This window comes from Methylomonas lenta (genome assembly GCF_001644015.1).
GTDB classification, from domain to species: domain Bacteria; phylum Pseudomonadota; class Gammaproteobacteria; order Methylococcales; family Methylomonadaceae; genus Methylomonas; species Methylomonas lenta.
The window spans coordinates 1-22,385 of the sequence record NZ_LUUI01000150.1 but is presented as its reverse complement, the minus strand read 5'-3'; the positions used below and the strand labels follow the sequence as shown (position 1 = coordinate 22,385).

The 22,385-nt window shown below is 49.1% G+C and carries 21 protein-coding genes; 15 read left to right on the top strand and 6 right to left on the bottom strand.

From position 1 onward, the window contains the following. Window positions 1-35: 35 nt before the first annotated feature. Genes A1359_RS18345 through A1359_RS18330 form a run of 4 tightly spaced genes read right to left on the bottom strand, consistent with a single transcriptional unit; the run spans window position 36 to window position 3,739 of the window. Window positions 36-491, bottom strand: a complete 456-nt coding sequence (locus A1359_RS18345) for a chromate resistance protein ChrB domain-containing protein (RefSeq protein ID WP_066986708.1) — start codon at window positions 489-491, stop codon at window positions 36-38. Between the two features lie 10 nt (window positions 492-501). Then, window positions 502-1,413 (bottom strand): DUF1259 domain-containing protein, encoded by a 912-nt coding sequence (locus tag A1359_RS18340; protein WP_066986704.1) that lies wholly within the window; start codon window positions 1,411-1,413, stop codon window positions 502-504. Further along, window positions 1,410-2,801 (bottom strand): chromate efflux transporter, encoded by a 1,392-nt coding sequence (gene chrA / locus A1359_RS18335; RefSeq protein WP_066986702.1) that lies wholly within the window; start codon window positions 2,799-2,801, stop codon window positions 1,410-1,412. Before chrA ends, A1359_RS18340 begins: the two co-directional genes overlap by 4 nt. Beyond that, entirely contained in the window at window positions 2,798-3,739 is a 942-nt protein-coding gene (locus A1359_RS18330; RefSeq protein WP_066986699.1) for a chromate resistance protein ChrB domain-containing protein, read from the bottom strand. Before A1359_RS18330 ends, chrA begins: the two co-directional genes overlap by 4 nt. A gap of 169 nt (window positions 3,740-3,908) precedes the next feature. On the opposite strand from A1359_RS18330, the gene A1359_RS18325 reads away from it, so the two are divergent. From A1359_RS18325 to A1359_RS18265, 13 genes are all read left to right on the top strand, one after another. Continuing rightward, entirely contained in the window at window positions 3,909-4,610 is a 702-nt protein-coding gene (locus tag A1359_RS18325) for a HupE/UreJ family protein (protein WP_066986696.1), read from the top strand. 4 nt (window positions 4,611-4,614) lie between these two features. Then, on the top strand, window positions 4,615-5,199 hold the full coding sequence (locus A1359_RS18320; RefSeq protein ID WP_066986693.1) for a fimbrial protein: 585 nt from the start codon (window positions 4,615-4,617) through the stop codon (window positions 5,197-5,199). Window positions 5,200-5,358: 159 nt separating this feature from the next. Beyond that, a complete protein-coding gene (locus A1359_RS18315; protein ID WP_066986690.1) occupies window positions 5,359-5,766 on the top strand; it encodes a MerR family transcriptional regulator in 408 nt (135 codons plus the stop codon). An 87-nt stretch (window positions 5,767-5,853) separates the two neighbouring features. Beyond that, window positions 5,854-6,561, top strand: a complete 708-nt coding sequence (locus tag A1359_RS23730; protein ID WP_331725255.1) for a MerT/CopZ fusion-like heavy metal transport selenoprotein — start codon at window positions 5,854-5,856, stop codon at window positions 6,559-6,561. Further along, a complete protein-coding gene (locus A1359_RS23725) occupies window positions 6,518-7,015 on the top strand; it encodes a putative iron-sulfur cluster-binding metallochaperone (RefSeq protein WP_198159404.1) in 498 nt (165 codons plus the stop codon). The genes A1359_RS23730 and A1359_RS23725 overlap by 44 nt, the downstream gene beginning before the upstream one ends. Before the next feature lie 150 nt (window positions 7,016-7,165). Then, window positions 7,166-7,537, top strand: coding sequence for a hypothetical protein (locus tag A1359_RS18300; protein ID WP_066986682.1), 372 nt, complete (start codon window positions 7,166-7,168; stop codon window positions 7,535-7,537). A 139-nt stretch (window positions 7,538-7,676) separates the two neighbouring features. Further along, window positions 7,677-8,966, top strand: coding sequence for a TolC family protein (locus A1359_RS18295; RefSeq protein ID WP_066986679.1), 1,290 nt, complete (start codon window positions 7,677-7,679; stop codon window positions 8,964-8,966). Further along, entirely contained in the window at window positions 8,959-10,410 is a 1,452-nt protein-coding gene (locus A1359_RS18290; RefSeq protein ID WP_198159403.1) for an efflux RND transporter periplasmic adaptor subunit, read from the top strand. Before A1359_RS18295 ends, A1359_RS18290 begins: the two co-directional genes overlap by 8 nt. Further along, window positions 10,403-13,555 carry an efflux RND transporter permease subunit gene (locus A1359_RS18285; RefSeq protein ID WP_066986875.1) on the top strand — a complete coding sequence of 1,051 codons (3,153 nt, stop codon included), beginning with the start codon at window positions 10,403-10,405 and terminating at the stop codon, window positions 13,553-13,555. Before A1359_RS18290 ends, A1359_RS18285 begins: the two co-directional genes overlap by 8 nt. A 146-nt stretch (window positions 13,556-13,701) precedes the next feature. Next, window positions 13,702-14,040, top strand: a complete 339-nt coding sequence (locus tag A1359_RS18280; protein WP_066986675.1) for a hypothetical protein — start codon at window positions 13,702-13,704, stop codon at window positions 14,038-14,040. Between the two features lie 62 nt (window positions 14,041-14,102). Then, window positions 14,103-14,453, top strand: coding sequence for a hypothetical protein (locus A1359_RS18275; protein WP_066986672.1), 351 nt, complete (start codon window positions 14,103-14,105; stop codon window positions 14,451-14,453). Between the two features lie 29 nt (window positions 14,454-14,482). Further along, window positions 14,483-15,799: an HD-GYP domain-containing protein gene (locus tag A1359_RS18270; RefSeq protein WP_066986670.1), complete on the top strand. Its 1,317-nt coding sequence runs from the start codon at window positions 14,483-14,485 to the stop codon at window positions 15,797-15,799. Between the two features lie 150 nt (window positions 15,800-15,949). Continuing rightward, the gene (locus tag A1359_RS18265; protein ID WP_066986667.1) at window positions 15,950-18,196 is read left to right on the top strand and encodes a copper-transporting P-type ATPase; all 2,247 of its coding nucleotides are present in this window, start codon (window positions 15,950-15,952) and stop codon (window positions 18,194-18,196) included. 69 nt (window positions 18,197-18,265) lie between these two features. Here A1359_RS18265 and A1359_RS18260 read toward each other — a convergent pair whose 3' ends face one another. Continuing rightward, window positions 18,266-18,637: a glycine zipper 2TM domain-containing protein gene (locus A1359_RS18260; protein WP_066986665.1), complete on the bottom strand. Its 372-nt coding sequence runs from the start codon at window positions 18,635-18,637 to the stop codon at window positions 18,266-18,268. A 335-nt stretch (window positions 18,638-18,972) separates the two neighbouring features. Here A1359_RS18260 and A1359_RS18255 point away from each other — a divergent pair, with 335 nt between their 5' ends. Further along, complete coding sequence (locus A1359_RS18255; RefSeq protein WP_083960717.1) at window positions 18,973-19,212, top strand: hypothetical protein; 240 nt, start codon at window positions 18,973-18,975, stop codon at window positions 19,210-19,212. 535 nt (window positions 19,213-19,747) lie between these two features. Here A1359_RS18255 and A1359_RS18245 read toward each other — a convergent pair. Continuing rightward, a complete protein-coding gene (locus A1359_RS18245; RefSeq protein WP_066986658.1) occupies window positions 19,748-20,872 on the bottom strand; it encodes an ISAs1 family transposase in 1,125 nt (374 codons plus the stop codon). A gap of 109 nt (window positions 20,873-20,981) precedes the next feature. Here A1359_RS18245 and A1359_RS18240 point away from each other — a divergent pair, with 109 nt between their 5' ends. After that, window positions 20,982-22,310: an ISNCY family transposase gene (locus A1359_RS18240; protein WP_066986655.1), complete on the top strand. Its 1,329-nt coding sequence runs from the start codon at window positions 20,982-20,984 to the stop codon at window positions 22,308-22,310. Window positions 22,311-22,385 lie beyond the last annotated feature (75 nt).

Genomic DNA, 22,385 nt, shown 5'->3' with positions numbered 1-22,385 from the left:
CTATGAACTGTCCAATCCTCCCTTTTACTATTCGTCTATGCGGAAGAAGGCGGCCAGTTATGTGTTTCGCTCTGGCAATGGCGACACCATGCAAAGAGTGCATCGTAAAGTACCAAACCTTGTTTGAGCATGTCGTGATCATTATTGAAAATGTGGGATAGGCCCAGCGATATAGCATATAGCCCTGACGATTCGGGTGTCAGATTCAGTCTCGATGTGTCTGCGCCTCGCACAATGCTTGCCAGCTGTTGTAAGGCAGGATCATCCAGTCCGTACCGACTCAAAAAGGCATCGAAACTGCATAGTTCCCCGACATGTGAAAGTTCGGCGCCAGGAATGTCATAAGGAATAGCGCCTGTTTCCTCTGCTACTCGAAATACCTGATCGGCAGTGACGTAAACAAATTCAGCATCTTTATCTATGAAGCGGGCAATTAGCCAAGGGCAGGCAATTCGATCAATTTTTGGCCGTTCACGGGTGATCCATTGCATGGGTATTTCCTCAAGTTTTCGATTGAGCATCTAGCGCGGCTTTAAAGGCTTTGGCCAGATCACTGGCTATGCCTTCACCCCAGTAGTGCAGAAAAACAATCCTCGGGGATTCGCCGACCATGTGATTGTGTATCGTGGTAATGGCGATACCCGCACCGCGCAAAGCTTTCAGTACACCTTGCAGTTTAGTTTCCAGCACAGCGAAATCGCCTTCGACAATGGCTTTGTCATTGCTGCCGGCAAATACCGCCCAAGTATTCACCCCCATGGTTTTGCCAACCGGATGACCATCCATTTGTGTGGTTCGACCGATGGTGACTTTATACACTTCACCAGTTTTCTCTACTGGCGCACCAATAATCGTTTCGATGGGTTTGGGATCAAGCGAGGTTTTACCGGCATCAAACGACTTAGGTTTTACATGGGTTTTAGCGCTGCTGGTTTCCTTGATTTTGGCAAACACCTTGCCGATACTGGTCGCCAGACTTTCTGCATCGCCGCTGCCGCCGATGTGCATGAACATCACTTTTGGCGTATCCCACAAGAAATGGTTATGCAGGGCAGTAACCTCAATGCCATTTTCCAATGCTGAGCTCATCACCGGATTAATCTGGTCTTCCTGCAACACCATATCCCCCATCACCATAGTTTTATCGCCTACTGGCGAAAAAGCAGCCCATGAGGTGAATCCGGTCGCCGCTGTCATTTTCACGCCTGCCACGGTGACAGCCAGATCACTGCGTGGCACGGTGACTTTGAACGCATTTTCGGCGGTATCGAGTTTGCCTTTGGCGCCAGTCAGTTGCTCTATCTTGGCGATATCCAGTACGCCAGTATGCTGAGTTGGCTCTTGAGCATAGGCTACGCCCAGTAGTGATGAAATTAACAGCGCTAAAATTTGAGATTGGCGAATTGTGTTCATACGGTAACTCCTTGCTGGGCAAGCCAGATTTTGATGAAACTAAACAACAGACCGGCACCGCCACAGGCAGCGATGACGGGGATAACACCTACTTTGTAACGAAACAATGACAAAAGAGCGCACAGGCTAATGAGTGCAGAAACCGTATCAAAATGTCCTGCAAAACCTTGTGGCCAGAACACATGCCAGGCGAAAAACACCGCCAGATTGAGAATCACACCGACGACGGCAGCGGTAATGCCGGTCAGAGGCGCAGTGAATTTCAGCTTGCCGTGAGTCGATTCCACCAATGGACCACCGGCCAAAATGAATATAAAACTGGGCAAAAAGGTAAAGTAGGTCACCACCGTTGCCGCAATGGCACCACCTAGAAATAGCTGATCGGGACCGAAGATTTCTTTTACCCAACCTGCGACGAAACCGACAAAGGTCACCACCATGATCAGCGGTCCCGGTGTGGTTTCGCCGAGAGCCAGACCATCAATCATTTGATGTGGCGTCAGCCATTGAAAATGTTCAACAGCCCCCTGATATACATAGGGTAAGACGGCATAGGCGCCACCAAAGGTGAGTAGCGCCGCTTTGGTGAAGAACCAGCCCATCTGCGTCAATGCACCGCCCCAACCATAGCGAGCGCAAAGAAAACCGATTACGCCGCCCCACAAAATCAGGCCAACCAGTATCACTTTTACCAAGCCCGCCCAGCTAAACAGTGCATGCGGTGGTGTTGGCGTATTGTCGTCAATCAATGCGGGATCGAAGCTTGTTTTAGCCGAGCCATGTCCGCCGCCAACAGTGAATTTCTGCGGAGCAAGCTTACCGCTAATAGCGCCGAGGATGGCGGCCGCCAACACGATCAGCGGAAAGGGTGTATCGAATAAAAAAATGGCCAAAAAAGCCAATCCCGCCATGGTCCACAGCACCCCATTCTTAAGTGCCCTTGATCCGATTCGATACGCAGCAAAAATCACAATGGCCGTCACCGCCGGTTTAATTCCGTACAGTACACCGGCAATCCCCGTGATATGACCAAAGGACAGATAAATCCAGCTCAAACCGATCAGAATCAATAATGATGGCAGCACAAACAAACCACCGGCAACAATGCCGCCCCAGCTGCGATGCATCAGCCAACCGATATAGGTGGCCAACTGCTGGGCTTCCGGTCCCGGCAGCAACATGCAGTAATTCAGCGCATGTAAGAATCGCTTTTCGGAAAGCCAACGGCGCTTTTCCACTAACTCCTGATGCATGATGGCGATTTGCCCGGCCGGGCCACCGAAACTGACGAAACCAAGCTTTAACCAAAAACGGAAGGCTTCCCAAAAGCCAACCGGATCGGGCTTGATCAATGTATTCGCAGATGATTGATTTTCAGATTGACTCATCGTGTGTTTATTCCTTTCTCAAACGTTACCAGCAAGCCGTCAAACACTGCACTGGCAGCCGCGAGCAGTTGATCATCATCGTTAATGGCATCGCGAAGTCCAGCCAACACACTTTCAATACCAACGGCTTCGGGTGGTTGCACACCGCCGACATCCAGAAAATGTACGAGCCCACCCAGCCGTTTGAGTGCAGGTTGTTCAAGATCGAAACTGGCTAATAACACTTCAAAGGTCACCCGGCCATCCACATGACTAAACGAGGCACCGTCAAAATCGAAACCGAGAGCATTAGCGGGGCAATCACTGGCAGACGCTAACCAAAGCAAATGCGCTTGAGGATCGATAAAGCGCCTAATCAACCAGGCACAAGCCAGTCTATCCACCCATGGTCGGCAGCGAGTCGCCCAAGTACGGCCTTGATAATCATTGATTGATAGGCGTGAGATTAAGCCTTCAATCGAATGTGGCTCATCCGGGGATAATATTCGAACAGTCGACAGTTCGAGTTCGCTCAGCGCACTCTCTGTTTGCCGTTGCGCTTCATCGGGAAAGAAGTCGATAGCAGACAGGTTGGCAAACACTTTGCGCAGCTTTCTGGTCTGCTTGATAAAGTCTTGAGCCGTATCAACAGACAGTTCGCCACGTTGCTTGACTATGTCTGCCAACAAAGCAGAATATTCATCACGACGGTCGAACAGGCTAATGAAATGGCTATCGGTCGGCTCATCAGTCCGCAAAACCAATGCGCTGCCGCCATTCTCACGAACTTCTACCGCGATGATTTCTAATGTTTCGCGGCAAGGATCGCGATCAGGCATTAGGTAGACGCCATCACGCAGCACTGCCGCACCGCAAGCTTTCAATGACCGCCAGATACGCATCCGTGCGGTTGCGTTCTCGGTGGGAAGACTAATTATAAGTAAATGCCAAATATTCATGTAGCAAATATTACTACCATGTAAAATACATTACAAATTAATAGGCGGGGATTTGCCACACAAATCCCATCACCAAGCTCGACATCCATTGCAACGAATTGAGGTAATCCAGCGTGTCGTTTACCATAGGCAATAAAGTGCTACTTTTCTCCCACTGAATATTTTAAATATGACACCACCAAGATCCCGTCTAGCCTGGCTTATAGGCTTACCGTTGTTCTTATGCTTTCTCAATTCCAGTGTCCTGGCTCATGGCGTTGATGCCAATACCGAACGTTTTTTACAGGTAAACCAGGGCATAGCCATCGGACCGTTTTTGTATATCGGCGCCAAACACATGGTCACCGGTTATGATCATCTGCTGTTTTTAGTCGGTGTAATTTTCTTTTTATTCCGCACCAAAGACGTGTTGGTGTATGTCAGCCTGTTTACCTTGGGACATAGCTTGACGCTGTTATTCGGCGTGTTAAGCAATATCGCAGTCAATCCGTTTCTGATCGATGCGATTATCGGACTGTCCATTGTCTACAAAGGCTTTGATAACCTGGGCGGTTTTCAGCGCTTGCTGGGCTTTCAACCCAATACCAAATGGGCAGTGATGATTTTTGGCTTGTTTCATGGTTTTGGCTTGGCGACCAAATTGCAGGATTTCTCCTTGCCTCAAGCAGAGCTATGGAAAAATTTATTGGCCTTTAATGTCGGCGTGGAGATAGGCCAATTTGTGGCTCTGTTGTTTATCTTGATCACTCTCGATTTTTGGCGTCGACACCGTAGTTACTATTCCTTTTCCACCGCTACCAACACCCTTTTAATGACCGGAGGACTGATTCTGTTCGGTTACCAAATGACCGGCTACATCATCAACGGATAACACCATGAATGACACCAAGCCTCCCGTTCAATCGTTAAAATCCCTAACTATCGCGTCCATTTTTGCAACGCTGCTGGCTGGTCTTATTCTCATTACCGCCATCCTGCCGGCTGAATACGGCATTGACCCGACCGGCTTCGGACGCATGACAGGCTTAACCGCGTTATCCACGCAAACAACAGCCACGAGTCAGTCGCTGACGATTGCCTGTCCGGCACAGAACACCGCTGAAAACTTGGCGCAAAATGGTCAACAACCACCCACGACCCAGTGGCAGGATACTGTCAAAATCGTGGTGCCCGCCGGCGAGGGGCTGGAATACAAATTCCATCTGATAAAAGGCGCTGCCCTGGAATATTCATGGGCTACCGACGGAGCAAGACTTTATTTTGATTTTCATGGCGAACCGCAAGGCGATAAGACCGGTTATTTTAAAAGCTACAAAGAAAGTACCGACAATCAGTCGAGCGGCTCTTTATCAGCACCATTCGAAGGCTCTCACGGCTGGTTTTGGGAAAACAAATCCAGCTCGCCAGTGACCGTTGTACTGAATACCAAGGGTTCTTATCGGATTTTGGGTTTAATGTAATGACGCATATCTACCTGGAGATGTCGTATGAAACCATTAAAAAAAATTGACAAGTTAGTAAAAAACGAGAGACACAAAAAGTGAAAAATCTGGACGCCTAATGTCTAGTAATTGGAAAATGCATGACAATAAAACTCCTTTGATTTAAGGCTCAATAAAATGCCGGCTTTAACCATAGGCAAACTTGCCAAACAAACCGGTGTCACTGTAGAAACCATTCGCCACTATCAACGCATCGGTTTATTGATGGAACCTGACAAACCTGATAGCGGTTATCGCTGTTATTCAGCTGATGCGGTTAGCCGAATCCGTTTTATCAAACGTGCGCAACAAGCTGGGTTTACCTTGAAAGAAATTGCCACCTTACTATCGCTTGACGGGGCGCACTGTGCCGATGTACGGCAACTCGCTGAGCAGAAATGCCAGCAGATCGATCAACAAATCAGGGACTTAACGGCTCTTCGGCAGATATTGGGAGTTATGGTCAACGACTGCCAGCAGACAGCGTCATCCGCTCATTGCGCTATTCTCGATGCCTTTAGCGAAGACACATCAACCCAGCCCTAATTTTTTATCTCGGACTTGACTCTGTTCTAAGCAACAGGGTTTAGACTCCTTGCCAATATTGAGCATGGTTTGGATTAGGAGATTACTATGAATACAGACCCTGAAACCCCCGCTAACACCCCGTCATGGTTAGGTATCGGAGCCCTATTGGCTGCTATAGGGGCTTCGGCATGCTGTGTCGGGCCATTTTTGCTGTTGTCGTTGGGTATTGGCGGCGCATGGATAAGCACGTTGACGACACTGGAACCGATCCGACCATTTTTCATCATCTTAACCCTGCTTTTTATAGGACTCGGGTATCGAAAACTCTATCTAACGCCTTACCGTTGCGAGGAAGGTGATATCTGTGCCACATCCGACATCCAAAACCGACAACGCCTAATTTTTTGGTTGGGTTCCGTATTCATTCTGCTACTGCTGGCCTTTCCCTGGGTAGCACCTTTTTTCATGGCTTGATCGGAGTCCGATATGACCATTAAAACCAGTTTGTTAATTTTGAGCTTGTCATCAAGCGCTCTATGGATGCCGGCAGCCTGTGCTGAAACAACTGTTGCACAGCCAAACCAACAGCAAACGGTGACGCTGAATATAGAAAACATGACCTGTACCCTATGTACAGTCACCATCAAAAAAGCCTTGCAGAAGGTCAAAGGCGTAAAAGAAGTGACTGTCGATTACGATGCCAAAACTGCGGTGGTCACGTTCGATGGCCTAAAAACCGATAGTACAGCATTGATCAAAGCCACCACGAATGCGGGATATCCGGGTTCCCTCGCTCCACCGGTTTCTCGATAAAGCTGAGGGTTGGTCTATGTCTGATTGCTGCTGCTCAAATACATCCACCAAACCCAAACAGATTTGTCCTGAATGTGGTTCGACTTGTAAAAGTGTCGGTATGCCTACGCTTTACCATCAGGTTAGGTTTCCAGAGAACCAGTCGCTTATCACTGATAGCTATTATTTTTGCCCGGCCAAACTATGCTCGGTTGGGTACTTTTCCAGTGCGGATAACACTATTCCAAAACAGCATTTACGAAGCTATCCAGCGATTCAAAATAACGCACTTTGTTACTGTTTTGATATTGATGCCGAGCGGTATTTATCAGCGCTCAACGATCACAGGGAAGAACCGATCATAAATTTCATCAAGCAACGCACCAAAGCGAACGAATGTGCGTGTGACATCAGAAACCCGTCGGGTCAATGCTGTTTAGCGAATTTTAAGAACATGAGCCAGGTAACAGCTTGACTAACAAATCCGACGCCTGGATCGCTTGTGGTTCGGTACATGAAACCAGGTTAATTGCATTGTATTTTTGGAGCAATAGGGCTACGATAAATAAGTAATGAAGATCCCTACACTTAAGTTTTAGACTTTTATCTGGTTAAACTGAATCACATGTTCAGCAATCGCATAGTATTGATGTTAACGCTCATTATGGCTCTCATGCCTATGGCGGTGACCTATGCGCATTACACGGATGTTGCCAGTCAAATTGCGGCGTTGCCTGTTTCTATGACGGTGGACCATGCAAATCAAAACACTCAATCAGAGCAGCAAGCTGCCGATCATTGCCAACCGCATTCGTCACATCCCGATAAACTACAGTCATCTGGCTGTGGCTTTCATGTTTGCGCCGACTGCGCAGTGATCTCGACTTTTCAATTCATTTCAACTCATAGCCCAAGTTTTTATAGTCTTTCAGAAAAACTGGAGCCACTCTCCCTGATTGCGCCTCCGGCTATCAGGCCACCCATCTCTCCCTTCTAAGCGTTTTAGGTCGATAGTGTCTTTCCCTAAAGACACCGCTCGACTATTCCAGGTAACTCAATTCTCGTCGGCTCGGTGATTTTTGCCGTGTCTATGCCCCAACTGGTTACCATGTGACAACAACGTTTCGAGAACAATCATGTCATCCGTATTGCAATTAACCCGTTATCTGTCGGTCGCTGCACTGGTGCTGGCTTGTGGCTTTGCCGTTGCCAATGAACAGTCGCTGTTAACCCTGGAGGCGGCCACGCAAAAAGTCACACAGGATAATCCTGATCTGGCGCAAATGCTGGCCCGTGCTCAAGCCATGGCGGCCATTCCCTCGCAAGAAGGCAGCCTGCCTGATCCGCAAATCAGTTTTAACGCCATGAGTCTGCCGGTGGATAACTTTAATACCCGGCAAGTCGATATGACGCAAATGAGTTTCGGCCTGTCTCAAGCCATTCCGTTCCCCGGCAAGTTGGCACTCAAGGAACAGGCGGCCAACTATGAAGCCGAAGCGGCCAATCTAAATGCTGATGAAGTACGTCTGCGACTAATAAGCGACGTCAAAACGTTGTGGTGGCAAGTGTTTTATCTAGATAGGGCGCTGGAGATTGTCGCTAGCAATCACAGCTTGTTACACCAGTTTGTCGATATCGCCCGCACTAAATATGAAGTGGGTGAGGGTTTACAGCAGGATGTATTGCTGGCTCAGCTGGAATTATCCAAATTGCTGGATCAAAAGATTGGATTAACCGGCTTACGCCGCAGCACGGTAGCCAGATTGAATGCCTTACTGGATCAGCCGGCCAATCATCCCGTGCAAGTTTCCGCCACCTTGCCTTTGCAGTTGCCGGAGATCAAAACGGAAAATCAGCTGTATCAACAAGCAGAAACCGCCAGACCGTTGTTGGCCAGCGAACGACAAGCCCTTAATGCCGCCCAGACCAGGCTGGATTTCGCCCATAAAGACCTCTTGCCCGATTTCAATATCGAAGCTGCTTATGGTGCGCGGTCAAACATGCCCGACGGCACTCGCCGCTCGGACTTATTGAGCCTGGGAGTAAGCATGAACGTACCGATCTTCGCCGGCAGCAAACAGGAAAAAGCCATCGATCAGCGTACTAGCGAACTGCTGCAACAGCGCTATACCTTGCAGGACAAATGGAATAATGTGCGGGCACAAATCAGCCAAACGCATAGCGATTATCAGCGCGCCCAACAACAGTTTGTGCTGTTCGATACCGGCATCATTCCCCAAGCGAGGCAAACCGTGGCCTCCATGCTGGCCGGTTATCAGGTCAACAAAGTCGATTTTCTGAACCTGGTGCGCAGCCAGATCACGCTATTCGAATACGAAACCCAATACTGGAAAGCCTTTACCGAAGCGCAGCAAGCGCTAGCGCAACTAAGCGCGGATGTAGGCGAGGATGCTATTTATGAATAAGCAACTGCTATTGACCGCAGCCGCTATGCTGACAATTGGCCTGATTGGCGGTTACTGGTTGGCAGACAAGCCACAGTCTGAAACTATTACCAAAACAGCCACCAAACAACCGCTGTATTATCGCAACCCCATGAATCCATCGGCTACCTCGCCCGTACCCGCCAAAGATGCCATGGGCATGGATTATGTAGCCGTTTACACCAACGATGACATTGACGGATCCACTGATAAAACGGTCGAACGCAAAATTCTGTTTTATCGCAACCCGATGAACCCTAGCGTGACCTCCCCGGTACCCGCCAAAGACAATATGGGTATGGATTATGTGCCGGTGTATGCCGACGCTAACGCCGCCTCCGGCGATCCGCTTGGCACGGTAAAAATCGATGCCGTGACGGAACAAAATATGGGCGTCCGTACAGCGATTGCCAAACAAACTCTGCTTTCACATGTGGTTCGGGCAGTAGGGCGCATCGCTTATGACGAAGAACGTATCGTGCGTCTGCACCCCAAAACCGAGGGCTGGATTGAAACACTCAGGGTGGATAAAACCGGCCAATGGGTAAAACAAAATGAAGACTTATTGAGCATTTATTCGCCGCAATTGGTGGCCAGTCAGCAGGAATACGTGCTGGCCCTGAATAACCTGAAAGTGTTGGAAAAAAGCCCCATCGAAGACATTCGTCGCGGCGCGGAAGACCTGGTGAAGAGTTCACGCGAGCGTTTAAAGTTATTAGATGTGCCCACGCACCAATTGCATGACCTGACTGAAACCCATCACATCAAAAAAAGTCTGCACATCCATACCCCGGCCAGCGGTATTGTCATCAATATCGGCGCCCGTGAGGGGCAATACGTCACTCCGGAAACCGAACTGTACATGATCGCGGACTTATCCAAGGTGTGGGCCTATGCCGATATTTATGAATACGAGCTGCCCTGGGTTAAAGAAGGTGATCCGGTGGAAATGCGTCTGGCAGGGGTACCGGGACGTACCTTCAAAGGTAAGTTGGCCTTCATTTATCCCTACGCCGAAGCCAAAACCCGCACTATTAAAGTACGGCTGACCTTTGATAATACCGGACTGCTATTAAAACCGGACATGTTCGCCGAAATCACCATTCATGCCGGCAAACAACTGGATGCAGTGGTAATCCCTGCTGAAGCGGTGATTCGTTCCGGAGCCCAGACTCAGGTGTTCGTGGTGCGAGGCGCAGGCAAATTTGAGCCGCGACTGGTCACCACCGGTCTGGCATCCGGTAGCGATATTGCCATCGTCGAGGGGCTGAATGCCGGTGAAGAAGTGGTCACATCCGCGCAATTTTTAATCGATTCCGAATCGAGATTGCATGAAGCCACCGCCAAGATGCGCGAACCTGAAGCCGTGTCAACACCGAATAGTGAGCCGTCCGTCAATGATCATGGAGATCATCAACATGACTGATTGGCTGATCAACAGTTCGTTAAAAGACCGCTTTATGGTGTTATTGGCTGCGGCTATCCTGGCCTTGGCCGGCCTGTGGTCATTTAAAAACATGCCGCTGGATGCGATACCGGATTTGTCGGATGTGCAGGTGATCGTCTTCACCGAATATGCCGACCAGTCACCCCAAGTGATTGAAGATCAGATCACCTATCCTTTAACCACCGCCATGCTGGCCGTGCCGCATGCCAAAGTGGTGCGCGGCTATTCCTTCTTCGGCTTGTCGTTTGTCTACATCATTTTTGAGGACGGCACCGATATGTACTGGGCCCGTTCGCGGGTACTGGAATATCTCAATTACGTCAAAGGCCGTTTACCGCAAGGCGTCACACCCACTTTAGGCCCGGACGCCACAGGGGTGGGCTGGATTTACGAATACGCCCTGGTGGACAAAACCGGCAAACACGACCTGGCCCAACTGCGTTCCATTCAGGATTGGTATTTACGCTATCCCTTACAGACGGTGCCTGGGGTGTCTGAAGTCGCCTCCGTCGGTGGCTATGTCAAACAATACCAGGTGGAAGTCGATCCGAATGTACTGCAGGCCTACCAGATTCCATTATCCACGGTCATCACTGCGATCAAGCGCTCCAATAACGACGTCGGCGGCCGTTTATTTGAAATGGCGGAGACCGAATACATGGTCAGAGGCTTGGGATACATCAAATCCATTGCCGACCTGAATACCATTCCGGTGGGTGTCGATGCCAATGGCACACCGATCCGTTTGCAGGATGTCGCCCATATCCAAATCGGCCCTGAATTACGCCGCGGCGTCACCGAGTTGAACGGCGAAGGTGAAGTCGCGGGCGGGGTGGTGATCATGCGCTTTGGTGAAAATGCCCTAGCCACCATCGAGGCCGTGCGCGAGAAACTCGAGCAACTCAAAAAGGGCTTGCCGGAAGGGGTGGACATCGTCACCGTGTATGATCGCGGCAGCTTAATCGAACGGGCCGTGGACACTCTGAACGAGGCCCTAATTGAGGAACTGATCATAGTCTGCAGTCTGGTAGCTTTGTTTTTACTGCATATACGTTCCTCGCTGGTAATTATCATCACCTTGCCGCTGGGCATACTGATGGCGTTTATCATCATGAAATGGCAAGGCCTGAATGCCAATATCATGTCACTGGGCGGCATTGCGCTGGCGATTGGCGACATGGTCGATGGCGCGGTAGTGATGGTGGAGAATGCCCACAAGCATCTGGCCGCCGCTGTTGCAAAGAAACAGGCCGAACTCACCGAAAAAGAACGCTGGCAAGTCATCGGTGCCTCCTGTCGGGAAGTGGGTAGCGGCTTATTTTTCTCACTGTTGGTGATTACCGTCTCCTTCCTGCCGATTATCACCATGCAGGCTCAGGAAGGCCGTCTGTTCAGTCCGCTGGCCTTTACCAAAACCTACGCCATGGCGGCAGCGGCGATCTTGACCGTCACCCTGGTGCCCGTATTAGTCGGATATTTTGTGCGCGGCAAAATCATTCCCGAGCAAAAGAACCCGATCAACCGCTTTTTGCATTTTATACACGCGCCGGTATTAAAGTCGGCGATGCGTTGGCGGCTGGTGACAGTCATCCTGGCGGCACTATTGATGGCGTCAACAATTTATCCGATTTCCAAAATCGGCAGTGAATTCATGCCGCCTTTGGATGAAGGTGATATTTTGTACATGCCGTCTACTTTTCCCGGCATTTCCATCACCAAAGCCAGGGAAGTGTTGCAGCAGACCGACAAGATTTTAAAAACCTTTCCCGAAGTGGAGCATGTATTCGGCAAGATCGGCCGGGCTGAGACCGCCACCGACTCGGCGCCGCTGATGATGGTGGAAACCACCGTCAAGCTCAAGCCGCAACAGCAATGGCCCGACCCGAGCAAAACCACCCGAGCGCTGATGGCCGAAATGGACAAAGCCATACATTTTCCGGGTTTAGCCAACGCCTGGACCATGCCGATCAAAACCCGTATCGACATGCTGTCGACCGGTATTAAAACCCCGGTCGGCATCAAGGTGTCAGGGCCAGACTTGAATGTTCTGCAAAAGCTATCGCTTGAGATTGAACGTGCGATGAAGACATTACCAGATACTTTGTCGGCCTACGGAGATCGGGCGGTCGGCGGCTATTTTCTGGATTTTGATATTAGCCGGGAAGCGGCGGCCCGTTACGGACTGACCACGGGTGATGTGCAAGATGTGATTCAAAGTGCGATTGGCGGCATGAACATCACCGAAACTGTGGAAGGGCTGGAGCGTTATCCGGTTAATTTACGTTATCCGCGTGATCTGCGCGACAACCTGGAAGCCTTGCGGCGGGTGCTAATTCCAACGCCCACCGGCAGTCAGATACCATTAACCCTGGTGGCTGACATTAATTTTACCCGCGGCGCTGATGTGATTAAAACCGAAGATGCCCGCCCCAATGCCTGGATTTATGTAGACATTAAAACCGCTGATATTGGCGGCTTTGTAGCCCAGGCGCAAAAAAACCTGGCCGAACAGGTCAAACTCCCACCCGGTTACACCGTAGCCTGGTCGGGTCAGTTCGAATATATGGAACGGGCGGCAAAACGCTTGAAAATGGTGGTACCTATCACTCTGCTGCTGATATTCATCCTGCTGTATTGCTCGTTCCGTAATATCACCGAGCCGGCTATCGTCATGCTCACCATCCCTTTCAGCCTGATCGGTGGCATCTGGCTGGTGTACTGGCTTGGATTTAATCTCTCAATTGGCGTCTATGTTGGTTTTATCGCCCTGGCGGGCACAGCCGCTGAAACCGGCGTCATGGTGTTGAGTTTTATCGATATTGAGATGGATAAACTGCGGGCACAAAAGCAAGCACCGCTCAGCGCTGCAGAAATCATAGCCACAGCCGAAGCCGCCACGGCCCTGCGGGTGCGACCGGTTGCAATAACCTCGCTGGCCAACATCATCGGCTTGATGCCCATCATGTGGGCTAGCGGTACTGGAGCGGATGTCACTCAACGCGTCGCCGCGCCTGCGATGGGTGGCATGTTGACGGTGTTGATATTGAGTCTGCTGGTGTTTCCGGTGGTATACAGCCTGGTGCTGCAATTTCAGGAAAGCCGCAAGTTGAGAGTGCCTAGTTAATCTTTGATGAACTCTCTGTATTGGCATACACACCGTTTCACTAACTTTTTATCATTTCAATTCTTACAAAGGAGTAAACCCGATAACACACCAATAATCTAAAAACCGATGTGATTAAACAATTGAATTAATTTGGAGAAACCCCCATGAAAACCAAAATCCTGATCCCCCTGTTATTAAGCCTGGGTCTATTGTATGGATGCGCCGAAACCAACCCGCATCCCATGGATATGAGCCAAGCCGTGGAAAACGCAAAAACCAAAGCTGATCACGAAGCGTTGGCGCAGCACTATGAGGCAGCCGCGAAAGACATGCAGTTGAAGGTCGATGAGCATAAGAAACTACTCAGCAAATATGAGTCACATTCTTATCTATATGGTAAGAAGGCGCAAGACTTAAAAGCCCATTGCCGAAACCTGATCACCATTTATCAAAATGGGGTGGATGCTAATATGAGTATGGCAAAAATGCATCGCGAGATGTAAGCGAGTTTGGGTCGCGAGGGGGCTTAAGGCTCCCTCACTACAGAAAATAAAGTGGGAAAATCATGACATCAAGACTGCTGAGCTTATGTTTGCTGACCAGCGTGTTGATTGCTTGCAATCCGGTACCGCCGCATCCCATGAACATGAGCCAAGCGTTAAAAAACGCCACAACCCGCGCTGACCACGAGGCCCTGGCGGCACATTACCAAGCAACGGCAGACAAACTGCAAGCGAAAGCCGATGAACATAGGGTTCTGCTAAGCGAATACGCCGCAGATTTCGGCTTAATGCCGGAGGATTTTCACGAAGATTTTAGAGGACATTGCCAATGGCTAATCGATGCCTATGAAAAGGCGGTCAAGATCAATTTGGATTTGGCCGATCAGCATCGCCACCTGTATCGCCATGAGTGATTCGGACGATTCCCTACGGAATTACGACAATGAATGCTAGGGCTGTTGCGATACCCACCTTATCGACCCGCCGGTTTATTCATCGCTTAATTTTGACTCGGCTGTTTTTGGGGTGGTTGTTACTGAGTTTGGTGATCGGCGGTGTTGTGCTATGGCTAGAGGTCAACCGCATTCAGCAGTTCGTGCACGAACTGGCCCTGAAAGAGTCGGCAAACTTTAGTGGAGAATCCGCCCATAATTTGCAAGGGCTGGATGCCAAAGCCCGGCAGCATCTTGAAAAGTTAGCGGAAAAATTGGTCAACCAACATTTTCTAGTGGTTGAACTGTATGACCTCAACAAACAACTTCAGCTCGAAACTGTCCGGCCCGGCCTGGAGCTTGTCGAACGCGACATTAATCGTTTTCGTCATCAATTTCCGCAGCAGGGTGCATTTTCGCATCAGTTTCATTTACTGCGTGGCGAATGGCTGCTGGTGATCCTGGTGCCATTATCCGATCCTCAGAATAGTTTGTGTGGCTATTTCGAAGGCATTTATCAGGTCGATCGGGACACCTTGAACTCAATCAAAACCGGCCTGCTGCGTAAACTGCTGTTTGCCGCCCTGGGCATCACCTTCACTGCACTGTTGATCTATCCAATTATCTTGATGCTTAATCGGGAATTGATCAGGCTGTCCGCCGATTTACTGAAGGGCAATCTCCAGCTCATGAATGTACTCGGCTGTGCAATTGCCGAACGTGACTCCGACACCAATAGCCACAACTATCGAGTCACCTTTTATGCCCTGCGTTTAGGCGAAGCCATCGGATTACCCCGAGCCAAACTACGTGATTTAATTACCGGCGCCTTTTTACATGATGTTGGCAAGATCGGCATCCGTGATCTGATTCTGCTTAAACCGGGCAAATTGTCGCCGGCAGAATTCGAAGTCATGAAGTCACATGTGGCACTGGGAGTAGACATCATCAATAAATCCAGTTGGCTAAAAGGCGCGCGCGACATTGTTGAATGTCATCATGAAAAATTCGACGGCAGTGGCTACGTGAAAGGTTTAACAGGCGAGGCAATTCCTTTGAATGCCAGGATATTCGCGATTGTGGATGTGTTCGATGCGCTGACGTCCAGCCGCCCGTATAAAGAGCCATGGCCTGTATCGGATGCCATAGCCACACTGGAACAGGAGAGCGGCAAGCACTTCGATCCACGCCTAGTCAGTGTGTTTACACCAATGGCACGCCGTCTGTATGACGAAATCAGCCGGATTGACGAGCAACGAATGGAGGTGATGCTACATCACCTGATTGCACCGTATTTTTTAAACACGGGCGTTGAAAGGAGTTCCTAAAATAATGGTACCTAAAAATTTCACAACAATTTTAAATCGAACCGGTATCGCTTAATCAGTGTGTAGTCTGGATGGGTGTTGGCTTCATACCATTTATGGTGCTTGAACTGACAAAAGTAATCCGCCTCACTAGCCAAACAGGATAAGACCATGAAGAACGCTACCCAAGAATCCACCTATACCTGCCCCATGCATCCGGAAATTCGTCAGGCACAGCCGGGAAATTGTCCTAAATGCGGCATGACTTTAGAGTTGATAATCCATGAAGGTAGGCAATCGCAAACCGAATACGTGTGTCCCATGCATCCAGAAGTGGTGCTTAAAGAACCGGGTTCCTGTCCCAAGTGTGGCATGTCACTGGAAGCCCGTCCTGTTGCTGGGGAGGCAGAAGACAATACCGAACTTGTCGATATGAGCCGACGATTTTGGATATGCGCGGCACTATCATTACCTGTATTCGTTTTAGCCATGGCACACGATCTTTTGCCGAGGTTGATCACTAATGATCTCGTCAACCATTGGCTGCAATGGTTTGAATGTGCTTTAGCTACTCCGGTGGTTTTATGGGGAGGCTGGCCTTTCTTTCAGCGCGGTTGGCGTTCTGTCATTAATCGTAGTTTGAATATGTTCAGTCTGATCGCCTTGGGTATTGGTGTGGCCTGGGGTTACAGCATGGTGGCACTGTTATTCCCGGATATATTTCCTTTGATCATGCGTAATGTGTATGGTCAGGTCGCAGTCTATTTTGAGGCTGCTGCAGTGATTACCACTTTGGTTTTATTAGGACAAGTGCTGGAGTTGCGGGCACGTAGTCGCACCAATCTAGCCATCAAGCTGCTGCTGGAACTAGCGCCAAAAACAGCGCGACGTGTGTATGACGATGGTCGGGAAGAAGATATTGCCCTGGAACAGGTCCAAGTGGGCGATGTACTGCGCGTCCGTCCGGGTGAAAAAATTCCTGTGGACGGCATGGTGCAAGAAGGCGCAAGTCATGTTGATGAGTCCATGGTGACCGGCGAATCGATGCCGGCGGCAAAGAACGTGGGGGACAGACTGATAGGCGCCACCGTGAACAGCAATGGCAGTCTGTTGATGCGGGCCGAGAAAGTGGGCAGTGATACGCTATTGGCCCAAATCGTAACTATGGTCAGTGAAGCGCAACGCAGCCGGGCACCGATCCAGAAGCTGGCCGACACAGTGGCGGCTTATTTTGTACCGGCAGTTGTGATGATTGCCATGGTGACCCTGATAGTCTGGTGGCAATGGGGACCGGAACCCCGATTGGCGCATGCCGTTGTCAACGCGGTCGCTGTGCTGATTATTGCCTGCCCCTGTGCGCTGGGTCTTGCCACGCCTGTATCCATCATGGTCGGCACAGGTAGAGGCGCACAAATGGGGGTGCTGATTAAAAATGCCGAAGCGCTGGAAATCCTGGAAAAAGTCGATACGCTGGTGGTCGATAAAACCGGCACGCTGACGGAAGGCAAACCGCGTTTACTGGCAGTAATAGCGACTGCGGAATTTTCCGAAACAGAGGTGTTGACGCTTGGTGCCAGTCTGGAGCGGGCCAGCGAACATCCCTTGGCCGCAGCTATTGTCGAAGGCGCTGAACAAAAAGGCATCACGCTATCTGCGATCGAAGAATTTGAATCGGTCACTGGGAAAGGGGTTATCGGCAATATAGAGGGTCGTCTGATTGCACTGGGTAACATCAAGTTAATGCATACTCAGAACATCGATATTAGCCCTTTACAACAGCAAGCAGATGAATTGCGTCAAGCCGGACAAACGGTGATGTTTTTGGGTGTAGACAGCGAATTGGCAGGATTAATCAGTGTAGCCGACCCGGTTAAATCCTCAACGGCAGATGCGCTGAAAGCCCTGCACACAGCCGGCATAAAAGTGGTCATGCTGACTGGCGATAATGAGACCACAGCTTATGCCGTAGCCAAGACACTGGGCATAGATCGGGTCGAGGCGGAAATATTGCCGGAGCAGAAAGCTGAAATCGTTAAACAATTACAGGCCGAAGGCTTTATCGTGGCGATGGCGGGCGATGGCATCAACGATGCACCGGCTTTGGCCCAAGCGCATGTGGGGATTGCTATGGGAACGGGTACCGATGTGGCCATGGAAAGCGCGGGGGTTACCCTAGTCAAGGGTGATCTGCGCGGCATCGTCCGCTCAAGGCTGTTAAGCCAAGCCACGATGCGTAATATTCGGCAGAATCTATTTTTTGCCTTTATTTATAACGCACTGGGTATTCCGGTGGCAGCGGGTGTGCTCTATCCATTCTTCGGTATGTTGCTTTCACCCATGATTGCTGCTGCGGCAATGAGTTTTAGCTCGGTGTCTGTCATCTTGAATGCTTTGCGGCTACGCAGAATATCCTTTTAATTGATCCATTGCTGAAAGTGACTGATTGTATTCTTGTTACGCTAGCAAGGATTTCTGACAGCAGGTAATTTAATATCTGTCATTCCCGATCCAGGCACCTGCGGCAGCACCGATGCCCGCAGCCAAAGGATCACCTCTACCCATTTCATAACCCATTACGCTTCCGACCACACCACCCACTAAACCTTGGGTTGAGCGTTGATCGTAACCGTAGTAATTAACCGGTGGTGGGGGCGGTGCATAGTAACGAGGTTGTACCGGAACATATTCAACCACTTGCTCGGGAACATAAACAATCTCTTCCCGATAAGAGGGATAATAATCCTGCCTGTGATGGCGGCCGTGATGATGCGCATGATAATCATCCCAGTCATCATCATCCGCAAATGCAGCCGATGAAAGCAACAATCCCAAAACTATAATTTGCACCATTCTGAACATATAAACTCCTTTTTGGAAAATGATTCGGTTGCGGCAGATTCTGCTGATAGCGGCTTAAAATTAACTTAATACCTAACCAAACCTCATTCAAGACTAAAAGGCAGAGTCTTTTTTGGAAAACTGGCTTCCATATGATGGATATTTAAGGCTTTGCAATAATAGAATAAAAATAAACTATGTTATATGACGCGCCTTAACAAGGTTATATACCGCATTTTTTTAAGCAACCTTGCCATAGAAGACGCTAAGGCAATGAAATTAAACAAGTCTTTTCATGGCATTTCATGTGCTTGCTGATTGTTTGCTTTAGACGTTCAATATGTGAGGTTACAGAAATGGCACAAGAGTTAATGGCTTCAAACTATGCAACAACAGCTGATCAAATCAATACCGGCGCTCTGATGTTAGGTGCTGGCTTGGCCTTGACATCAATGATTTTAGTACCTGCGTTGGCTATGCGTTTTGGCTTAAGCGCTAGTTTGACCGGTGCATTAAGAATCGCCATCATGAAAGCCTCTAATCGTGCAGCAACTGTTAAAGCAATTACAAATAGTCAGCAACATCTATTGCGGTAATAAATCACTAAATGGCACTGGATTTTTTGGGTGCCAGATGCCGTTTTGATTCGATGATCAATAGGAATTTAGCTGACCGATCACGAATAAGACTAATAATGAAATGCTTTTAGTGGATAGCCGTCAAAATGTGGATACAACTCCTCTAGGCATGTCTTCAAAAAACTGTGCGAGAAGCGAAACCAAAAGCAATTATTAATCGACAGCTTTTCTGCAGTAATCTGCCGTTCAAAATCGTGTTTTTCAGGTGTGTGAATGTCGCAAAGTGGCCGTTGTGACTCAGTGATAATTGCAATTTGCTCGCCGAATAGCGGACAGTCAAGAGTGATCATCGTCTAATCCGTGGCCAACCCAAGCGTGAAAACAGAGCCTGTCTAAGTAACTGTTTTTATTATAATTTCTGGCGGGAAATCTCCACAATTTAACATAACGAATCTTATGCGAAGTCATACTGTTAATGCAATATAGTAATGTCCTGTTTTAGCAAAGTTGAAATGTCCTATCTGGAGTCACTTAATCACGCAGGGCTCCCTCATTAAAATACTTGAGCCAGCACATCGCTTAATAGGGCATCGTCCCATCCGGCTGCTTTACGCATGCGTTTAATAGACATGCGTTTAGTTTTGGCGCCCCTGATCATGTTTAAAGCGGCATGACGGATAATAGCGACATTGCTGGGCGCATTACCTTTGCGTATCCGGCTTTGGTCTTCGCCGAACGACATATCCAAAACCCAATGCAGCTGGTTTTCAATACCCCAATGCAACCGAACGGCAGCCAGCATCCGTTCGGCCGGAATGAGAGAACTGCTAATAAAATACCGAGTTTCTTGGGTGACTGTCTCGCCGATGTGTCGCTCACTGGTGATTGCGACGATACTGCTGAGATTGCTCCATTCCGGATGCCGTTCCTTTAACCAGTCTATGTCTGTACTGACGCGGCAGCGCCGAACTTCGATGCGTCCATGACCTTTATCGAGCGTTTCCGCTTGTTCCATCTGGATAGATGCCTGAGGGCCAGGCTCTTCAAAATGTAAGCGAACATCATCATGCAAGCGGCTCTGATTGCCTTTGAGAGCCAACAGATAATCACCACCTTTGTCGACAATCTTTTTAGCGATCGCTTTTTGACACCCCATCGCATCAATGGTCACGATAGCGCCGCGCACATCCAACCATTCCAAGAGTTCGGGAATCGCCGTAATTTCATTCGACTTCTCATGGGTTTTTATCTGTCCCAAAACGATGCCGGCTTCGCTAGCAAAGGCGGATACCAAATGAATCGGCAATTGTGTGCCATCGCGACTACCGCGTAGTGTTTTGCCGTCAATCGCCACGACTTTGTCGGCCACTTCGGGATGCAACCAAGCCCGAATCCATTCAATGAACAAGCGCTGGAATTGCATAGGGTCGATCGCTCTGAAAAAGCGGCGGAGCGTATCATCGCTGGGGATCCCATGATCATAGGGCAGATACCGGCGTAAAAATTCCACTTTTGCCTGTCCAAAGGTTTCGATGTCATCCCAACTTTCCGCGCCACAGATGACCGCGCATAACGTGAGCAGTAAAATTTCGGGCATGGGGTGCAGCTTCTTGCGATCGATACGGGGATCGTCCAATTGTCCAAAGACATCTAAAAAATCCATTTCTTCCGATTTCATTAATCAAGCCATCGGGCGCATTTGTTGTTAATTTTCTATTTTGCCATTGATTTTTTTAATGAGGTAGCCCTGCTTAACCACGCGTTAATTTACCCGGGAGTCGGAAGCTATGAAGGAATTTATTACCATGAACCAGCCAGAATTACATCGCGTCGAAGTTATCCAAAAATTATCAGATAAACGGCTGACTGAAAGTGAAGCGGCGGAACAATGTCATTTAAGCGTCAGACAAATTCGGCGCTTAAAAAAATCATACCAAGCGCATGGTGCTCAAGGCCTCATCAACAAAAAGCGTGGCAAACCCAGCAATCATCGCTATCCTGAATCCGTTAAGGCATTGGCTTTGGCCTATATCCAGGAATATTATTGTGACTTTCGCCCGACATTAGCAGGCGAAAAATTAAGCGAACATCATGATCTCCATTTATCCCACGAAACCTTGCGTCAATGGATGATGGAGGCCGAATTATGGCAATCCAAGGGGCAACGGCTAAAACGTCCCTATCAGCCCCGGAACCGGCGGGAATGTTTGGGTGAACTGATCCAGATTGATGGCTCGCCACATGACTGGTTTGAAGGCCGCGGCCCCAAATGTACACTGATAGTGTATATCGATGATGCCACAGGACAACTGATGGAATGCCAATTTGTCATTTCAGAGTCCACCTTCACCTATTTTGATTCCACCCGCCGATATTTAGGGAAACATGGCAAGCCGGTGGCATTTTATAGTGATAAGCACAGCGTCTTCCGCACCAACAAAACGGGTGAATTGGGTGGTGACGGCGTGACGCAATTTGGCCGGGCTTTGACCGACTTAAATATTGATATTATCTGTGCGAATACGCCGCAAGCAAAGGGCCGTGTCGAACGCGTCAACCAAACCCTGCAAGATCGATTAGTTAAGGAAATGCGTTTGAGGGACATTGCCGATGCCGAGCATGGCAATCGTTATTTACCTGAATTTATCGCTAAATTTAATGACCAATTCGGCAAAGAAGCCATTAACCCAAAAAACGTCCACCGCGAATTAATGCCGCAGGAAGATTTAAATGAAATTTTTTCCTGGCAAGAGGAACGCACCTTATCCAAAAACTTGACGCTGCAATATGACAAAATCCTCTATTTAATCGAAGATTCCGTCGACAACCGAAGCTTAGCCCGCAATAAAGTGACAGTCTTTGAGTACTTCGACGGCAGCGTAAAAATAAAATGGCAACACCGGGAACTGCCCTACCGGATTTTCGATAAAATCCAGAAGGTTGACCAAGGGGAAATTGTCAATAATAAGCGCCTGGGTGCGGTACTCAATTACATTAAAGAGAAACAGGAGCTTAACGATGAAGCCCGGAGTGCCAGCGTTCCTTCAAGACAACATTTAGGCAAATCAAGCACCACTAAAATCAGGAACACCGCCAAGGCCAGGTCAGGGAAATGAAATAAGGACAGGCGATAAGTTTATCGCTGCGTACTTTCGCTTCGCGTAGGCTGATGGGCAGTGGCGGTCGGCTTT

Excerpts from the sequence above, each read along its gene's own strand:
- A1359_RS18330 (WP_066986699.1), bottom strand. The coding sequence starts at position 3,739 with ATGAATATTTGGCATTTACTTATAATTAGTCTTCCCACCGAGAACGCA.
- A1359_RS18320 (WP_066986693.1), top strand. The coding sequence starts at position 4,615 with ATGAATGACACCAAGCCTCCCGTTCAATCGTTAAAATCCCTAACTATC.
- A1359_RS18260 (WP_066986665.1), bottom strand. The coding sequence starts at position 18,637 with ATGTTCAGAATGGTGCAAATTATAGTTTTGGGATTGTTGCTTTCATCG.
- A1359_RS18340 (WP_066986704.1), bottom strand. The coding sequence starts at position 1,413 with ATGAACACAATTCGCCAATCTCAAATTTTAGCGCTGTTAATTTCATCA.
- A1359_RS18325 (WP_066986696.1), top strand. The coding sequence starts at position 3,909 with ATGACACCACCAAGATCCCGTCTAGCCTGGCTTATAGGCTTACCGTTG.
- A1359_RS18265 (WP_066986667.1), top strand. The coding sequence starts at position 15,950 with ATGAAGAACGCTACCCAAGAATCCACCTATACCTGCCCCATGCATCCG.
- A1359_RS18270 (WP_066986670.1), top strand. The coding sequence starts at position 14,483 with ATGAATGCTAGGGCTGTTGCGATACCCACCTTATCGACCCGCCGGTTT.
- A1359_RS23725 (WP_198159404.1), top strand. The coding sequence starts at position 6,518 with ATGCGGGATATCCGGGTTCCCTCGCTCCACCGGTTTCTCGATAAAGCT.
- A1359_RS18275 (WP_066986672.1), top strand. The coding sequence starts at position 14,103 with ATGACATCAAGACTGCTGAGCTTATGTTTGCTGACCAGCGTGTTGATT.
- A1359_RS18290 (WP_198159403.1), top strand. The coding sequence starts at position 8,959 with ATGAATAAGCAACTGCTATTGACCGCAGCCGCTATGCTGACAATTGGC.
- A1359_RS18295 (WP_066986679.1), top strand. The coding sequence starts at position 7,677 with ATGTCATCCGTATTGCAATTAACCCGTTATCTGTCGGTCGCTGCACTG.
- A1359_RS18245 (WP_066986658.1), bottom strand. The coding sequence starts at position 20,872 with ATGAAATCGGAAGAAATGGATTTTTTAGATGTCTTTGGACAATTGGAC.
- A1359_RS18255 (WP_083960717.1), top strand. The coding sequence starts at position 18,973 with ATGGCACAAGAGTTAATGGCTTCAAACTATGCAACAACAGCTGATCAA.
- A1359_RS18280 (WP_066986675.1), top strand. The coding sequence starts at position 13,702 with ATGAAAACCAAAATCCTGATCCCCCTGTTATTAAGCCTGGGTCTATTG.
- A1359_RS18315 (WP_066986690.1), top strand. The coding sequence starts at position 5,359 with ATGCCGGCTTTAACCATAGGCAAACTTGCCAAACAAACCGGTGTCACT.
- chrA (WP_066986702.1), bottom strand. The coding sequence starts at position 2,801 with ATGAGTCAATCTGAAAATCAATCATCTGCGAATACATTGATCAAGCCC.
- A1359_RS18300 (WP_066986682.1), top strand. The coding sequence starts at position 7,166 with ATGTTCAGCAATCGCATAGTATTGATGTTAACGCTCATTATGGCTCTC.
- A1359_RS18285 (WP_066986875.1), top strand. The coding sequence starts at position 10,403 with ATGACTGATTGGCTGATCAACAGTTCGTTAAAAGACCGCTTTATGGTG.
- A1359_RS18240 (WP_066986655.1), top strand. The coding sequence starts at position 20,982 with ATGAAGGAATTTATTACCATGAACCAGCCAGAATTACATCGCGTCGAA.
- A1359_RS18345 (WP_066986708.1), bottom strand. The coding sequence starts at position 491 with ATGCAATGGATCACCCGTGAACGGCCAAAAATTGATCGAATTGCCTGC.